14 protein-coding genes and 1 riboswitch are annotated in these 15,158 nt (G+C 64.9%); of the genes, 11 read left to right on the top strand and 3 right to left on the bottom strand.

Annotated elements, in window-relative coordinates; translation table 11 throughout:
• Window positions 1–42 precede the first annotated feature (42 nt).
• From RFA01S_RS09490 to RFA01S_RS09480, 3 genes are read left to right on the top strand one after another with little or no spacing between them, the layout of a single operon-like run.
• The gene (locus RFA01S_RS09490; protein ID WP_032367524.1) at window positions 43–1,428 is read left to right on the top strand and encodes a CitMHS family transporter; all 1,386 of its coding nucleotides are present in this window, start codon (window positions 43–45) and stop codon (window positions 1,426–1,428) included.
• 35 nt (window positions 1,429–1,463) lie between these two features.
• Window positions 1,464–1,874 (top strand): universal stress protein, encoded by a 411-nt coding sequence (locus RFA01S_RS09485; protein ID WP_027495792.1) that lies wholly within the window; start codon window positions 1,464–1,466, stop codon window positions 1,872–1,874.
• Window positions 1,871–2,974 (top strand): AbrB family transcriptional regulator, encoded by a 1,104-nt coding sequence (locus RFA01S_RS09480; protein ID WP_052060665.1) that lies wholly within the window; start codon window positions 1,871–1,873, stop codon window positions 2,972–2,974. The genes RFA01S_RS09485 and RFA01S_RS09480 overlap by 4 nt, the downstream gene beginning before the upstream one ends.
• A gap of 5 nt (window positions 2,975–2,979) precedes the next feature.
• Here RFA01S_RS09480 and RFA01S_RS09475 read toward each other — a convergent pair whose 3' ends face one another.
• Both RFA01S_RS09475 and RFA01S_RS09470 read right to left on the bottom strand, forming a co-directional pair.
• The gene (locus RFA01S_RS09475) at window positions 2,980–4,392 is read right to left on the bottom strand and encodes a HAMP domain-containing sensor histidine kinase (protein ID WP_032407169.1); all 1,413 of its coding nucleotides are present in this window, start codon (window positions 4,390–4,392) and stop codon (window positions 2,980–2,982) included.
• Window positions 4,389–5,096, bottom strand: a complete 708-nt coding sequence (locus RFA01S_RS09470) for a response regulator transcription factor (protein ID WP_027495789.1) — start codon at window positions 5,094–5,096, stop codon at window positions 4,389–4,391. Before RFA01S_RS09470 ends, RFA01S_RS09475 begins: the two co-directional genes overlap by 4 nt.
• A 97-nt stretch (window positions 5,097–5,193) precedes the next feature.
• On the opposite strand from RFA01S_RS09470, the gene RFA01S_RS09465 reads away from it, so the two are divergent.
• From RFA01S_RS09465 to RFA01S_RS09430, 8 genes are all read left to right on the top strand, one after another.
• Window positions 5,194–6,198 (top strand): permease, encoded by a 1,005-nt coding sequence (locus RFA01S_RS09465; protein WP_032407170.1) that lies wholly within the window; start codon window positions 5,194–5,196, stop codon window positions 6,196–6,198.
• Complete coding sequence (locus tag RFA01S_RS09460; RefSeq protein WP_032407171.1) at window positions 6,195–6,929, top strand: TIGR03943 family putative permease subunit; 735 nt, start codon at window positions 6,195–6,197, stop codon at window positions 6,927–6,929. Before RFA01S_RS09465 ends, RFA01S_RS09460 begins: the two co-directional genes overlap by 4 nt.
• A gap of 45 nt (window positions 6,930–6,974) precedes the next feature.
• Window positions 6,975–7,038, top strand: a riboswitch (guanidine-III (ykkC-III) riboswitch).
• Window positions 7,039–7,051: 13 nt separating this feature from the next.
• The gene (locus RFA01S_RS09455; RefSeq protein ID WP_027495786.1) at window positions 7,052–7,366 is read left to right on the top strand and encodes a DMT family transporter; all 315 of its coding nucleotides are present in this window, start codon (window positions 7,052–7,054) and stop codon (window positions 7,364–7,366) included.
• Window positions 7,367–7,398: 32 nt separating this feature from the next.
• Window positions 7,399–8,202 (top strand): hypothetical protein, encoded by an 804-nt coding sequence (locus RFA01S_RS09450; RefSeq protein ID WP_032407172.1) that lies wholly within the window; start codon window positions 7,399–7,401, stop codon window positions 8,200–8,202.
• A gap of 198 nt (window positions 8,203–8,400) precedes the next feature.
• Window positions 8,401–9,537, top strand: coding sequence for a multiple monosaccharide ABC transporter substrate-binding protein (chvE, locus tag RFA01S_RS09445; protein WP_027495784.1), 1,137 nt, complete (start codon window positions 8,401–8,403; stop codon window positions 9,535–9,537).
• An 8-nt stretch (window positions 9,538–9,545) separates the two neighbouring features.
• Window positions 9,546–11,084 (top strand): multiple monosaccharide ABC transporter ATP-binding protein, encoded by a 1,539-nt coding sequence (gene mmsA, locus RFA01S_RS09440; RefSeq protein WP_032407381.1) that lies wholly within the window; start codon window positions 9,546–9,548, stop codon window positions 11,082–11,084.
• Window positions 11,081–12,409, top strand: a complete 1,329-nt coding sequence (gene mmsB / locus RFA01S_RS09435) for a multiple monosaccharide ABC transporter permease (RefSeq protein WP_027495782.1) — start codon at window positions 11,081–11,083, stop codon at window positions 12,407–12,409. Before mmsA ends, mmsB begins: the two co-directional genes overlap by 4 nt.
• Window positions 12,410–12,482: 73 nt before the next feature.
• Window positions 12,483–13,508, top strand: a complete 1,026-nt coding sequence (locus RFA01S_RS09430; RefSeq protein ID WP_032407382.1) for a LacI family DNA-binding transcriptional regulator — start codon at window positions 12,483–12,485, stop codon at window positions 13,506–13,508.
• Here the strand turns inward: RFA01S_RS09430 and RFA01S_RS09425 are convergent.
• Window positions 13,493–15,064 (bottom strand): PucR family transcriptional regulator, encoded by a 1,572-nt coding sequence (locus RFA01S_RS09425; protein WP_032407173.1) that lies wholly within the window; start codon window positions 15,062–15,064, stop codon window positions 13,493–13,495. The two genes, RFA01S_RS09430 and RFA01S_RS09425, sit on opposite strands and share 16 nt — an antisense overlap.
• Between the last annotated feature and the right edge of the window lie 94 nt (window positions 15,065–15,158).

Raw genomic sequence — 15,158 nt, 5'->3', positions numbered from 1 at the left:
TCCAACCGGACCCACCTCACACATTTCGAGAAGGAGTGCACGATGTTGGTGATACTCGGCTTCCTCATGGTAGCCGCCTTCATGTTCTTGATCTTGACCAAGAGAGCCACGCCCGTCGTCGCACTCACCCTCGTCCCTGTCATCTTCGGTCTGCTGGCCGGCGCGGGACTCGGCATCGGTGACATGATCACCGACGGCATCAAGTCCCTGGCCCCCACCGCGGCCCTGCTGTTCTTCGCCATCATCTTCTTCGGAATCATGATCGACGTCGGACTGTTCGACCCACTGGTGCGCGGCATCCTGCGTGTCGTACGCAACGACCCGATGAAACTTGTTGTCGGAACGGCCATTCTGGCCATGGTCGTCTCGCTCGACGGCGACGGCTCGACCACCTTCATCATCGTCACGTCCGCACTGCTGCCGCTCTACCTGAAACTCGGTGTCAGCCCGGTCATTCTGACGGTCGTCGCCGGACTCGCCAACGGCACGATGAACATCATCCCGTGGGGCGGCCCGACGGTTCGCGCTGCGTCAGCTCTGGGAATCTCCCCGTCCGACGTGTTCGTTCCGATGGTTCCGTCGATGATCGTCGGCCTGATCATCGTGCTGCTCTTCGCCGTTCACCTCGGCATCATGGAGCGTCGACGCATCGGCAAGCTGATCTACGAACCCGAACTTGTTTCCTCGGGCGGCGGCGGAAGCATCCGTAACGGCGGCAAGGGAACCGGCGGAGCGGGAACCGGCGGATCGGACGGCTCCGGCGAATCGGGTCAGTTCTTCGACGGTCTCGACCCCAATCGCGACACGCTGCGCCCGAAGTTGCTGTGGTTCAACGCTGCTCTGACGGTCGTTCTCCTCGTCATCCTGGTCATGGACATTCTTCCCATCCCGGTGCTGTTCATGATCGCTGCCTCGATCGCGCTGACGGTCAACTTCCCGAAGGTCAAGGAGCAGGGCGACGCGATCGCTCGGCACTCGTCCTCCATCGTCTCCGTCGTCGCCATGGTGCTCGCCGCAGCAATCCTGACGGGCGTCTTCCAGGGCACCGGCATGGTCGAGGCCATGGCCGAGTGGCTGCTCAACGTCATCCCGCCGGGAATGGGCCCGTACCTGGCCGTCATCACCGGCATCCTGAGCATCCCGCTGACGTTCTTCATGACCAACGACGCGTTCTACTTCGGCATCCTGCCGGTGCTCACCGAGACCGCCGAGAAGTACGGCATCGACCCGGTCGAGATGGCCCGTGCCTCGATCACCGGTCAGCCCGTCCACCTGCAGAGCCCGCTGGTTCCGGCCATCCTGCTCCTGGTGACCCTGGCCGGAGTCTCGCTGGCCGATCACCACAAGAAGGTGTTGTGGCGAGCGGTGGTCGTCTCCCTCGCAATGCTGGCGGTCGGCATCGTCCTCGGTCAGATTCCGTTCGGCTGATCGCTCACCCCCACCTTCCTGAAAGAGACACCGTCATGACTGTTGGCGTACTGCACAACAATTCACCCGAGGGCCGCGCAGCACTCGCGGCCGCCGTTCGAGAAGCTCGGATCAGAGAGACCGATCTGGTCGTCCTGCACGCACTGTCGGGATCGGCCGAGCCGTCCGCCGAGGCAGGCGAAACCGCTGCGGTCTCCACCTCGGTAGAGACCGCCTTGGCCGACATCGACAACGCCGAGGCCGTGGCCTGGACCGTGGCGGTGGGTCGACCCGATCCCGACGCCGTGAACACTCTGCTGACTCTGGTGGAGGAGCAGAAGTCCGAGATCCTCGTCGTCGGCTCCCGACACCGCTCGGCAGTCGGCAAGTTCCTGATGGGACAGACGATTCAGCGCCTGCTGCTCGAAATTCCGGTTCCGGTTCTACTGGTCAAGTCCGGAGCGTGAATGTTGCCGACAAGGTGACGACCGTAGTGCGGCACAGCCTCCGATGGATCGGCCTCGCGGCCGTATCCGTCGGGGGCTGGGCCCTTTTCGCGAGTCTGGGCCTCACCGCGCCGTCGCTGTTCGCCGCACTCGTCGTCGCCGTGGTGTTCGCACTGACCGGGTTGGGTCCGGCCGCAGTCCCCCGTCCCGCGTCCATGGCAGCGCAGGGCACGCTGGCGGTGACGATCGGACTCATGCTCGACACCGACACCCTCGCTGCGCTGGGAGAGAACTGGCTCCCCGCGGTCACCGTCGGGTTGGCAACCCTGATCGTCAGCGCCGGCTGCGGCGCCCTGCTGGCACTGCACCGCGACGTCGATCCGGTGACCGGAGCACTGTCCCTGATTGCCGGTGGCGCAACAGGTCTGGTGTCGGTCGCCCGCGAGCTCGGCGGCGACGAGCGCATCGTCGCCGTGGTCCAGTATCTCCGCGTGGCGTTGGTGGTCGTCACGATGCCGTTGATCGTCACCTTCGCCTTTCACACCGACACCGGTGGCACCTCCGGTACCGACAAGGCGTCGACGACACCGTGGTACATCGGCACGGCCTTTCTGATCGGTGCCGTCGTCGTCGGAATCCTGCTCGCGAAGGCGATCCGACTCCCCGCCCCCGCCACGCTCGGACCGCTGATCGTCGCCGGAGCCTGCGAGCTACTCGGCTGGCCCGTCGACATCGCCGTCCCGGAAGTCCTACTGCCGCTGGCGTTCATCGTCATCGGATGGCAAGCGGGACTTGCCTTCACCGTTGCCAGCCTGCGGGCCATCGGACGCATCTTCCCGTGGGCCGCGCTGCTCGTACTCACGATCGGTCTGATCTGCGCACTCCTGGGCTGGGCGCTGTCCGCCGTCACCGGAGTCAGCATGTTGACCGGCTATCTCGCGACGACGCCCGGCGGACTCGCCGCAGTGCTCGCCGTGTCCGCGACGACGGGATCGGACGTCACGTTCGTCGCCTGCGTTCAGGTGATCCGGCTGGTGTCGATGCTCGTGGCCGCGCCCCTCGCTGCTGCCGCGTACACCAAGATCGCCGAACGCAAGAAGGATCGGTCCATGGCCGGGTGAGCGGATCAGTCTGCAGCCCTGGGTAGTTCGACCCGGAACGTGGCACCCGCGCCTGGAGTACTTCGCACGTCCACGGTCCCGTTGTGGGCGGCGACCAGGGCTGCGACTATGGACAGGCCGAGCCCACTGCCCCCGCTCTCACGGGTCCGGGACGAGTCGGTGCGATAGAAGCGCTCGAAGACGTGAGCTGCTTCCTCCTCACCCAGCCCAGGGCCGGTGTCTTGCACCTCGAGCACCACCGACTCCTCGGTGGTGCCCACGCACACCGTGATCGACGCGGACTCGGGCGTGTGCCGCACTGCGTTCCCCACGAGGTTGGCCAACACCTGACGCAGCCGGGCATCGTCGCCGGCGACCTCCGGAATACCTGGTCCTGCCGATACCTTCAACGAGATGTCGCGTGCGGGCGAGACGGCCTTCGCATCGTGCACGGCATCGGCGGCGATGGTGAGCACGTCGACTCGACGTACCTCGAGGGGACGCTGGGCATCGAGTCGCGCGAGCATGAGCAGATCCTCGACGAGCAGTCCCATGCGCGCCGATTCGCCCTCGATCCGCGTCATCAACAATGCGATGTCGTTCATCGCCCCCTGCCGGTACAGCTCGGCGAATCCCCGGATGGTCGTCAGCGGAGTCCGCAGTTCGTGGCTGGCGTCGGCGACGAACCGGCGCATCCGATCCTCGGACGCCCGCGCCGCTTCTTCCGAGGCGGCGGTCGCCGCGAACGCCCGCTGTATCTGCGAGAGCATTCCGTTCAATGCCGCCGACAGTCGACCGACTTCCGTTCTCTCACTGCGGTGGGGCACCCGCCGGTGCAGATCGCCTGCGGCAATCGCAGCTGCCGTCGTCTCCACCTCACGCAACGGCCGCAAGCTGCGCCGCACCACGAAGTAGGCCACCACACCCAACACCACCAATACCGCTGCCCCGATGTACAACTGGAGCACCATCAGTCGGCTGACGGTCTGCTGATTGGGACCCAGCGGAATTCCCACAGTGGTGGATCCGTCACTGTTGGTCACCGTCAACACGCGCCACTGTTTCCCTGGGTCGCTCTCGGAGCCGACCGTCGTCGGGCGATCGGCGGTGACACCGGACAGATCCGGAACACTTTCTGCCACATCGTTGATGGGTCCCCGTACGGTGCCGTCGTTCGCCACGGACCGGACGTAGAAATTCGACGGCGGGCGACCAGGATTGGGCTCGCCGATGGGTGGAAGTGGGCGGGAGTCCGGTTGCGCCCAACCCCGAGATGCCTCGACCAACTGCTGATCGAGGCGACGCATCAACGACGTCTCCAACGAGGACGTCACCGCGACACCCGATGCCAGCAGTCCGAGCCCGACCAACAGCAGCAGGGCAGCAACCAGAGTGAAGCGCAGCGGGATGTCCCCCAGCCGTGAGCGGAAGCCGGTCACCGCGGCTGCCGCATGACGTAGCCGACGCCCCGCAACGTGTGGATCAATCGGGTATCGCCCGTGTCGACCTTACGACGCAGATACGACACGTACGACTCCACCACTCCCACCTCACCGCCGAAGTCGTAGTGCCACACGTGATCCAGAATGCGGGGCTTGCTCAGCACTGTTCCGGCATTGACCATGAAGTACCGCAGCAGTGTGAACTCGGTCGGCGAGAGCGAGACCGGCTCGCCTGCCTTCCACACCTCGTGGGTGTCGTCGTCGAGTTCGATGTCCGCGAACGCGACTCGCGACGATTCCGTCTCCTCGGTCCGACCGGACCGGCGCAGAATCACCCGGAGCCGAGCCACCACTTCCTCGAGGCTGAACGGCTTGGTGACGTAGTCGTCCGCGCCGAGCGTCAGACCGGTCACCTTGTCTTCCACGGAATCTCGCGCCGTCAGGAACAACGCCGGAGCATCCACTCCGTCTGCGCGCAGCCTGCGCAGCAGACCGAAGCCGTCCATGCCCGGCATCATGACGTCGAGGATCAGTGCCTCGGGCCGAAAGGTACGCGACTTGTCCAGGGCCTCGGGGCCGGAGGACGCCGTCGCGACCTCGAATCCCTGGAACTTGAGACTGACCGCCAACAGCTCGACGATGGTCGGTTCGTCGTCGACGATCAGTACACGCGCTTCGGGGGTTTCGCTCACGGTGTCCATCATCGCGCGCGTTGCTGCTCGTCCGCTGGACTCTCGCTGTGAGGTTGCTGTGAGCCCCGACAGAGAGGGGCCCCAAGAGAGGGCATGATGGAGCGCGATGCTCCCTGCGAACACCGATCGCCGCACGAGGCGCAGGCCGACGGTCACTTCCATGCACGTATTCGCAACTCTGCTCGTGTTGGGCATCGTGACAGGTCCGTACCTCGCCGAGTGGGTCGCTGCCTCCCCTGCCCTGCGAACCGGAGCCACCGTCTTCACCGGGATATTCGTGCAGGCAACGCCGTTCCTGGTGCTGGGCGTGCTCGTCAGCGGCGGCATCGCCGCGTTCGTCTCCCCGGCCGTGCTTCGACGTGTGGTCCCGAGAAACGAGCCCGCGGCCGTCGGTGTGACCGGACTCGCCGGGATGGCATTGCCCGGGTGCGAGTGCGGAGCTGTTCCCGTCTCCCGGCGGTTGATGGATCAGGGAATGCCGACGTCGGCGGCTCTGGCATTTCTGCTGTCGGCACCGGCGATCAACCCCGTCGTTCTCGTGTCGACTGCGGTGGCCTTTCCGGGTGAGCCGGCGATGGTTCTCGCCCGGTTCCTCGCCTCGCTCGCCACGGCCGTGGTGATGGGCTGGCTGTGGACGCGATTCGGTAAGGCCGAGTGGATCACCGCGCGGCTGGCGGATCGCGGTCACGATCACGAAGGCTCGAAGTGGGAGACGTTCCGCGAGTCGGCTCGTGCAGACCTGCTGCAGGCCGGGGCGTTTCTGGTGTTCGGTGCCGCGGCGGCCGCGGCCCTGCACCTGGTGATTCCCGATCGGGTCTATGCGCACCTGGCCGGTCAGCTGCTGCTGTCCATCGTGGTGATGGCGGTACTGGCGGTTCTGCTGGCGCTGTGTTCGGAGGCCGACGCGTTCGTCGCGGCCAGTATGTCGATGCTGCCGCTGCTCCCGCGCCTGGTCTTCCTGGTGGTCGGTCCGGCCGTCGATCTGAAGTTGATGGCGATGCAGGCAGGCAGCTTCGGGCGCAGTTTCGTCGTCCGGTTCGCACCACTGACCTTCGTCGTGGCGATCGTGTGCGCCTCGATCGTCGGCGGACTCCTAATCGGCGCACGATGAAGCGCGAGGTGCAGAACGTCCTGCTGTTCCTTTTCGGCGGAGCGATCGTGAAGATCTCGCTCGACGGCAGCTTCGTTCGGTACGTCAAACCGTCACTGCATCCGTATCTGCTGATCGCGGGCGTGCTGATCGTCGTCCTCGCGGCAGCCTCGATCGTCGCCGACATCCGGCGCGGTGGGCCGACAGACGGCCACGATCACGACGCACGCCCGTATTGGCTGCTGCTCGTGCCGATTGCGGTGATCCTCCTCGTCGCCCCGCCCGCGCTCGGTGTCTCGGCGGTCGGCGACCGATCCGTGGACGCCGTCTCGACCCACGAGAAGACACCCTTCCCGCCGCTACCCGACGGGCAGGCCCCCGACGTCCCGTTGCTCGACGTCGTGCAGCGGGCCGTCCGAGATTCGGAGGGCAGCCTCGACGGCCGGGAGATCAGTGTCACCGGATTCGCCGTGGCGACCGCGAACGGTGGGTCGCCGCGCGTCGACGGCACAACCGACGGCCTCGACCTCGCCCGTGTCCTGATCATCTGCTGCGCGGCCGACGCACGATCCATCCGAATTCACCTGGACTCCAATTCGACTGTCCTCGAAGAGGTTCCGGACGGAACCTGGCTGCAGCTCACCGGCACCGTCGACGCATCGACCGCGACCGAAGCCACCGCCTTCACCCCCACGATGACGGTCTCGACGGCCCGGCGCATCGACCCGCCGACGAACACGTACGCGTACTGACACCGGAAAATTCGCGTCCCCGCCGAAGAAAAATTGGTACCGTCGTACAGGTCACTTCCGACAATCGGACGAGGCGCGCCGTACCCGAACAGCGACAAGACGGTGCCGAGAGGTGATTTCTCATGGCATGGCTGATTCTCGTCGTTTCCGGCGTTCTCGAAGCGATCTGGGCGACTGCGCTCGGTAAGTCCGAGGGCTTCTCCAAGCTCGGACCATCGGTCGTTTTCGGTGTCGCGGTGGTGCTCAGCATGATCGGTCTCGCGGTCGCGATGCGGTCGTTGCCCACCGGAACCGCGTATGCGGTGTGGGTGGGAATCGGTGCCACCTTGACCGTGGCGTACGCGATGATCACCGGTGCCGAAGCAGCGTCGTTCCTCAAAGTCGTACTTCTGGTCGGCATCGTCGGCTGCGTTGTGGGACTGAAGGTTCTTCACTGATTTTCCCGGCTACAAGCAGTTACAGTAAAACGATGAACTGGGTGTCAGCGATCACACTGCCCGCACGGGCCGGCTTGGCCATCGCCGAGCAGGCGATCGGCGTCGCAGAGGTCGCGTTGGCGACCACCAGGATGGCGTTGGCCACCGGCGCGTCCGGCACGGCCGGCGTGGCGTCGCTCGCCAATCCGCGCGGCGGCACGATGCAGCTGCTCACCCAGCTCGGCCAGCTCACCTCCGACGACCGCGCGTTGGACAACGCCCTGAAAGAGGGCGGGCCACTCGACCGCCTGCTCGCCCAGGGCGGCGTCGTCGATCGACTCACGTCCGAGGACGGCACGCTCGAGCGTCTGCTGTCTCCGGGTGGGCCGGTCGAACGCATTCTCGCTCCCGGCGGACCGCTGGACCGACTGCTTGCTGAGGACGGACCGCTCGAGCGGTTGCTCGCCGAAGGCGGTCTTCTGGACAGGATCACCGCCACCAACGGCCCACTCGAACGCCTGACGGCGAAGGACGGTCCGCTCGAGGTGCTGACGCGTCAGGACGGTCTGATCGAACGGGCCATCGCGGAGAACGGCATCCTCGAGACGATGCTGGCCGAGGACGGTGCCGTCGAGCGTCTGACGGCCAAGGGCGGGCCGCTGGACCAGTTGGTCAAACTCTCCGAGACGCTGACGTCCGTGGCTCCGAACATCGAGCGTATGAGTATCTCGATCGACATCCTGCAGGATTCCGTGGAGATCCTCTCGGCGGCGGTGCATCCACTCGGCGAGCTGGTCGGCCGGCTGCCGAGCCGCTGGCTCAAGAGCGGTAAGCAGTCGGTGCACGAGCTGCACTGACGGGCCGCAACTTCGGCGCTTCGCCGAGAGTCGTAGGCGACAAATGTTAGCGCTCACACTGCTCACGCGGGGTGCAAAAAGAAATCTTTGACAATGCCGATGTTATCGCTCACACTTTCGTTTTGATGTGATGCGAACCACACGGGACCACCCGACGGCCTCCGCTTCACGGTCTACCTCACAACACAGGGAGAAACGATGAAGTTTCGAAAGCTATCCATGGCTACGGCCGCGGTGGCCCTCACCCTCACGCTCGGTGCGTGCGGATCGAGTACCAAGACCGCAGACGAGGCTCCGGCCGAGGGCGGCAGCACCGCAGGTGCGTTGATCGGTGTCACCATGCCGACGAAGTCCTCCGCCCGTTGGATCGCCGACGGCGACAACCTCAAGAGCGCGTTGGAGGGCCAGGGATACAAGGTCGACCTGCAGTACGCGGAGAACGACATTCCCACCCAGGTCAACCAGATCGAGAACCAGATCACCCAGGGCGCGAAGCTGCTGATCGTGGCCTCGGTGGACGGCACCGCCATCACCACCCAGCTGCAGGAAGCCAAGGACAACGGCATCGGTGTCATCGCCTACGACCGGCTCATCCGCAACTCCCCGGACGTCGACTACTACGCGACGTTCGACAACTACAAGGTCGGCGTCGACCAGGCCACCTCGCTGTTGGTCGGCCTCGGGCTGAAGAACGAGGACGGCACCGACAAGGCCGACGCACCCGCCGGCCCGCTCAACATCGAGGTTTTCGCCGGTTCGCCCGACGACAACAACGCCACCTTCTTCTTCGACGGTGCCATGGAGACCCTGAAGCCGTACCTGGACAAGGGAACTCTGAAGATCGGTAGTGGCGAGTCCGACTTCGGAACCGCTGCCACCCTGCGCTGGGATCCGGCGACGGCACAGAAGCGCATGGAAGACCTGCTGACCAAGACGTACTCCTCGGGCCAGAAGGTTCAGGGCGTGCTCTCCCCGTACGACGGTCTGTCGATCGGAATTCTGTCCGCGCTCAAGAGCAACGGCTACGGAACCGCCGGTCAGCCCTACCCGGTCGTCACCGGACAGGACGCCGAGGTGCCGTCGGTCAAGTCGATCATCGCCGGTGAGCAGTACTCCACGATCTACAAGGACACGCGCCAGCTGGCCGAGGTCACGATCCAGATGGCTCAGGCCATGCTCAACGGTCAAACTCCCGAGACCAACAACACCACCGATTACGACAACGGCGAGAAGGTCGTTCCGGCGTACCTGCTGCAGCCCGAGATCGTCTACAAGGACAACTACGAGAAGCTGCTCGTCGAGGGTGGCTACTACACCGAGGATCAGTTGAAGTGAGTTCGGCGATGACGAGCCCGATTCTGGAGATGCGCGGCATCACCAAAACATTTCCCGGCGTCAAGGCGCTACAGGATGTCACTCTCTCGGTGAATCGCGGCGAGATCCACGCGATCTGCGGCGAGAACGGAGCAGGCAAGTCGACGCTCATGAAGGTGTTGTCGGGTGTGTACGCACACGACACATTCGACGGCGACATCGTGTTCGACGGTCGAGAGTGCTCGTTCTCCGACATCCGGAGTAGCGAGGCCGAGGGCATCGTCATCATCCATCAGGAACTCGCACTGAGTCCGCATCTCTCCATTGCCGAGAACATCTTTCTCGGCAACGAGCGGTCCAAGCGCGGGTTCATCGACTGGAACCGAACGAATTCCGAGGCCGCAGCCCTACTGAACCGGGTAGGGCTGCGGGAGAATCCCGTCAACGTCGTGAGCGATCTCGGCGTCGGCAAGCAGCAACTCGTCGAGATCGCCAAGGCACTGTCCAAGGACGTGACCCTGCTGATTCTCGACGAACCCACTGCGGCACTCAACGATTCCGACTCCGCACATCTGCTGGATCTGTTGCGCGGTCTACGGGACGAGGGCATCACGTGCGTGATCATCTCGCACAAGCTCAACGAGATCGCGGCCATTGCCGACCGGACCACGATCATTCGGGACGGCAAGACCATCAAGACGCTGGACATGCGAGACCCGGACGTCACCGAGGATCGCATCATCTCACTGATGGTCGGCCGCGATCTCGAGCACCGGTTTCCGCCCCACGAATCGACTGTGGGAGAGGAAGTTCTGCGCATCGAGGACTGGACCGTGCACAGTCCGACCCAGCAGGGCCGAACCGTCGTCGAAAAGGCGAACCTCACGCTGCGGCGCGGTGAGATCGTCGGCCTCGCCGGATTGATGGGTGCCGGCCGTACCGAGTTGGCCATGAGCGTCTTCGGCCGAAGCTACGGGATCGACATCTCGGGACGGCTCTACAAGTACGGCAAGGAAATTCACGTCAAATCCGTCAACGATGCCATCCATCACGGCATCGCGTACGCCACCGAGGACCGGAAACGGTACGGGCTGAACCTGATCGACGACATCAAGCGCAACATCTCCACCGCGGCGCTGGACAAGTTGGTGACGGGAGGCTTCGTCGACGCCAACCAGGAATACAAGGTCGCCGAGGGCTTCCGCAAGAGCATGAACATCAAGGCACCGAACGTCTCCGCCGTGGTCGGCAAACTCTCCGGCGGCAATCAGCAGAAAGTCGTGCTGAGCAAATGGATCTTCAGCGATCCCGACGTGCTCATCCTCGACGAACCGACGCGAGGAATCGACGTCGGCGCGAAATTCGAAATCTATTCGATCATCAACCAACTCGCCGACGCCGGAAAGGCAGTGCTGGTGATCTCGTCCGAACTTCCGGAACTTCTCGGTCTGTGCGACCGGATCTACGCGCTGTCCGCCGGCCGGATCACCGGTGAGGTCGACCGCGAGGACGCAACCCAGGAATCTCTCATGCATCTCATGACCCGTGGAACAGGAGTACTTCGATGAACCAGCTGTCGACCGTTCGGGGGCTGCTCACGCGAAACCTCCGACAGAGCGGAATCTTCATCGCGTTCGCGCTGATCATCGTGCTCTTCACCGTGCTGACCGGAGGTCAGCTGTTGGTGCCGCAGAACATCAGCAACATGGTGGTGCAGAACTCGTACATTCTCATTCTGGCCATCGGCATGGTCGTCATCATCATCGCCGGCCATATCGACCTGTCCGTCGGATCGGTGGTGGCGGCCACCGGAGCCATCGCCGGTGTCCTCATGGTCCAACAGAACGTGCCGTGGCCACTGGCGGTGCTGATCACGTTGATCGTCGGCGGCCTGATCGGTGCCTGGCAGGGTTATTGGGTCGCGTACTTCGGCATTCCCGCGTTCATCGTCACCCTCGCCGGAATGCTCGTCTTCCGCGCGGTGACTCTCATCGTCCTCGGCAACCAGGGCATCGGGCCGTTCCCCGGACCGGTACGCACACTGTCCAACGGCTTCCTGCCCGGCTTCATGGGCAATGTGGGACTCGGGCCATTGGGTGGGGCGGACATCTTCACGTTGCTCGTCGCGATTCTCGCGGTCGCTGGAATCGTGTTCAGCCAGTGGCGTTCCCGAACGGGCCGGCAGAAGTACGGCCAGACCGTGGACGCGATGCCGCTGTTCCTGATCAAGATGGCGTTCGCCGCCGCTCTCGTGCTTGCGATCGCCGTCCAGTTGGCTCGTTTCAAGAACCTGCCGTACGTGCTGATCCTGCTCGCCGTGTTGGTCATGGGTTACTCGACGTTGGCCGGCAAGACCGTATTCGGTCGGCACGTGTACGCCATCGGCGGCAACATTCACGCCGCGTCCCTGTCCGGTATCAAGGTCAAGCCGGTCACGTTCTGGATCTTCGTCAACATGGGTGTCCTTTCGGCTCTGGCCGGAATCATCTTCGCCGGACGCCTCAACCAGGCCGGTCCTACTGCGGGCAACGGCTTCGAGCTCGACGCCATCGCGGCGGCGTTCATCGGTGGCGCAGCCGTACAGGGCGGCGTCGGCCGCATCGTCGGGGCGCTGACCGGTGGACTCATCATCGCCGTGATCAACAGCGGCATGTCGCTGATCGGATCACCCAGCGAGAGAGTGCAATTGGTGAAGGGTCTGGTGCTGCTCGCCGCCGTGGCGTTCGACATCTGGACCAAGCGTCGTGCGGCGAGCGGTAAGGGCGGCAAGGGAGACAAAGCCGCGTCTCCCACCAGTTACCTGGGCGTACCAGTACCCGCTGAGATGTTCTCCCCCGGCGAGCCCGGAAAGCCGGCACCGCCGACCTCTGCATCGATGACGAAAACGACGTGATCCGGGCGGTGACGCGCCGATCCGGTCCGGGCATGCTGAGATGGTGTTCGACCAGCGAAGGAGGATGCGTGCGATGACGCCGACCCGCGGACCGGCCATGACCGACGTCGCTCGGCTCGCGGGTGTGTCCCACCAGACCGTCTCTCGGGTCATCAACGGCCATCCCAACGTCACCGAGGCGACCAGAACGAGGGTCGAGCAGGCGATCGCGGAGCTCGGCTACCGGCCGAACACCGCAGCTCGCGCTCTGGTCACCGGCCGCAGCAGCACCATCGGGATCGTCGGCACCGGCAACGCTCTGTACGGGCCGGTGTCGACGCTCTACAGCGTCGAACAGGCCGCACGACAGGCCGGATACTCCGTCGTCGTCGGCGTCCCCACCTCGTTCGACGAGGTGGCGATCAGCACCTGCGTGCGCAGGTTGCAGAAGCAGGGCGTCGACGGCGTCGTCGTCATCGCGCCGTTGAGCACCGACGGCGGCGACATCGCCGAGTTGGCCGCCGAACTGCCACTGGTGGCCGTCGAAGGATCGCCGGAAGGCGATCTGGCGGTCGTCTCGGTCGATCAGGTCGCCGGCGCGCAGTCCGCCACCACACATCTGCTCTCACTCGGTCACCGCGCCGTCTGGCACGTCGCAGGCCCCTCGGGTTGGTACGAGGCAGCCGACCGCGTTATCGGGTGGCGCTCGGCCCACGAGCAGGCCGGCATCGAACCGCCACTCGTTCTCGCCGGCGACTGGACCGCGAAGTCTGGCTTCGAGGCCGGTTGCCGATTGGCCGAGAACCCCGACGTCACAGCGGTGTTCGCCGGAAACGACGCGATGGCGCTCGGGGTGTTGCGCGCCCTCGAAGTGCACGGCCGAAAAGTTCCGACGGACGTCAGCGTGGTCGGTTTCGACGACGTTCCCGACGCGGAGTTCTTTTCCCCTCCCCTGACGACGATCCGTCAGGAATTCAGCGAGGTCGGCATCCGCAGTGTCGAAATACTCTTGGCCCAAATCGATTCCGGCAACCGCAGCACCCGTCGCTCGCGCATCGAGCCGAGCCTGGTGATCCGGTCCAGCACTGCCGAGGCCCGTGACGCTCACATCCGCAGCTGAATCTCCACCAACAATCGCGCGTCCGGATCCGACAGATCCAACTCCAGAATCTGCTCGACGCGCCGGATGCGGTAGCGCACCGTGTTCGGGTGAATGTGCAGCCTCTCCGCTGCCGCACGCACGTCACCGAAGCACGCCAGATACGTCTCGAGGCTCTCGCGCATCGCGCCGTCGTGGGTGGCGTCGTACCGATCCAGCGCTGCGATGCGCGGGTCCCGCAACTGCTCGTGATTCGAGATGATGTCGACGACCTCGCCCAGCAGCACAGACGTTCTCGACTCTGCGAGCGTGGTGACCCGAACGTCGCCGGTGGTCGCGTCCAATACCCGGTCGACCTCGAACCGGGCTGCGGCCACCCCGTCGAGATCGGCGATCGGCGCGGCCACCGCGGCGCGCAAGCACAGTCCGGTTCGAGTCTCGATGCGCGACACGGCATCTGCGGTCCACACCGGAATCGCCGTCCCCGACGCAGCTCCGGAGAACAGTACGTAGATTCTCTCGCCGATGACGGTCACCAGCGAGTCTCGCCTGAATGCGCTGGCGTGCAACCGGATCGACGGAGCCAGACCGGTGATGTCGAATTCACCACAGGCGGCGAATCCGACGACCGCGGCCGTTCCCGTGGTCGGAATCGACAGCGCCGCGGCCAGCGACGGAATGTCCACGCCGCCACCCCGCGCGCCGAGCAGTCGCTGAATCTGCAGCGCCTCGTTGGTCGGGGCGTTCGCGATACGGGTGATCAGCCGGGCTGCGACCGCCGACGCTCCGCGCAACACTGCATCGGCGTCCACAGACAGCGGACGAGCTCCTTCCTGTACCCAGATCGTTCCCAGTGTTGTTGCTGCGCCGCTGATTCGACGTATTCCGACGGCAAGGCGTCGACGGATACCGAGTTCGGCATCGGCCGGTACGTCGATGACGTCGTCGGTACGGCGGAGTCGGTCGAACACCCCGCGCTCGTGCAGACGGCGAAGGTAGTCGGCCGGTCCTTCTCGCCCCAGGATCGACAGGGTCCGCAACTCGTCGGCCGAGTCGTCCGATGCCGAGTACGCCAATACGTGCGAACGCTCGTCCTCGATGCTCACCATGCCCTTGGTCAAGGACGCGACCGTCTGCGCCAGCTCGTACAGATCGGTGTCCGCTCCGAACAGCCCGTCCTCCGATGCCGGTGCGCGGGACTGGTCCAGGACCCCGCGCATCGTCGACAGCAGCAGTTCCCAGCGGGTCTGGTGGTGTACCGCAACCAAGGCGATTCCGGTCTCTCGGGCGGCGTGGGCCAACGCGGTCGAGTCGGCCACCTTGGTCAGCACCGCAAGGGGCCTGTCGACCACCGGACGCAACGCCAGATCGTCGAACCACCGCAGCGCATCGGTCTCGGTGACGCCGACCAGCAGGGTCAGATCGGCTGCCGTTCCCGGTGGTCGACGAAGGTCGTCGCCGTCGAGCAGGGCCACGGACTCGACAGTGATCTCGGTTCCCGCCGGCGCGACCACGAGCTCGACCACGGCGTTGTGCAGCGACGTCAGCAGAGAACGCAGCGTCACAGTATTGGCCATGCGGACAAGTACACCACGAATTCTTTGGCCGATGAGCTGATTGAACGGGACGTCGAGGCGACTTCAATGAGCAGCACACACCCGAGTGCGAGGA

It is taken from the genome of Rhodococcoides fascians NBRC 12155 = LMG 3623, assembly GCF_001894785.1.
Lineage (GTDB): Bacteria > Actinomycetota > Actinomycetes > Mycobacteriales > Mycobacteriaceae > Rhodococcoides > Rhodococcoides fascians.
The sequence above is the reverse complement of the archived record's forward strand: the minus strand, read 5'-3'. Positions and strand labels throughout refer to the sequence as shown.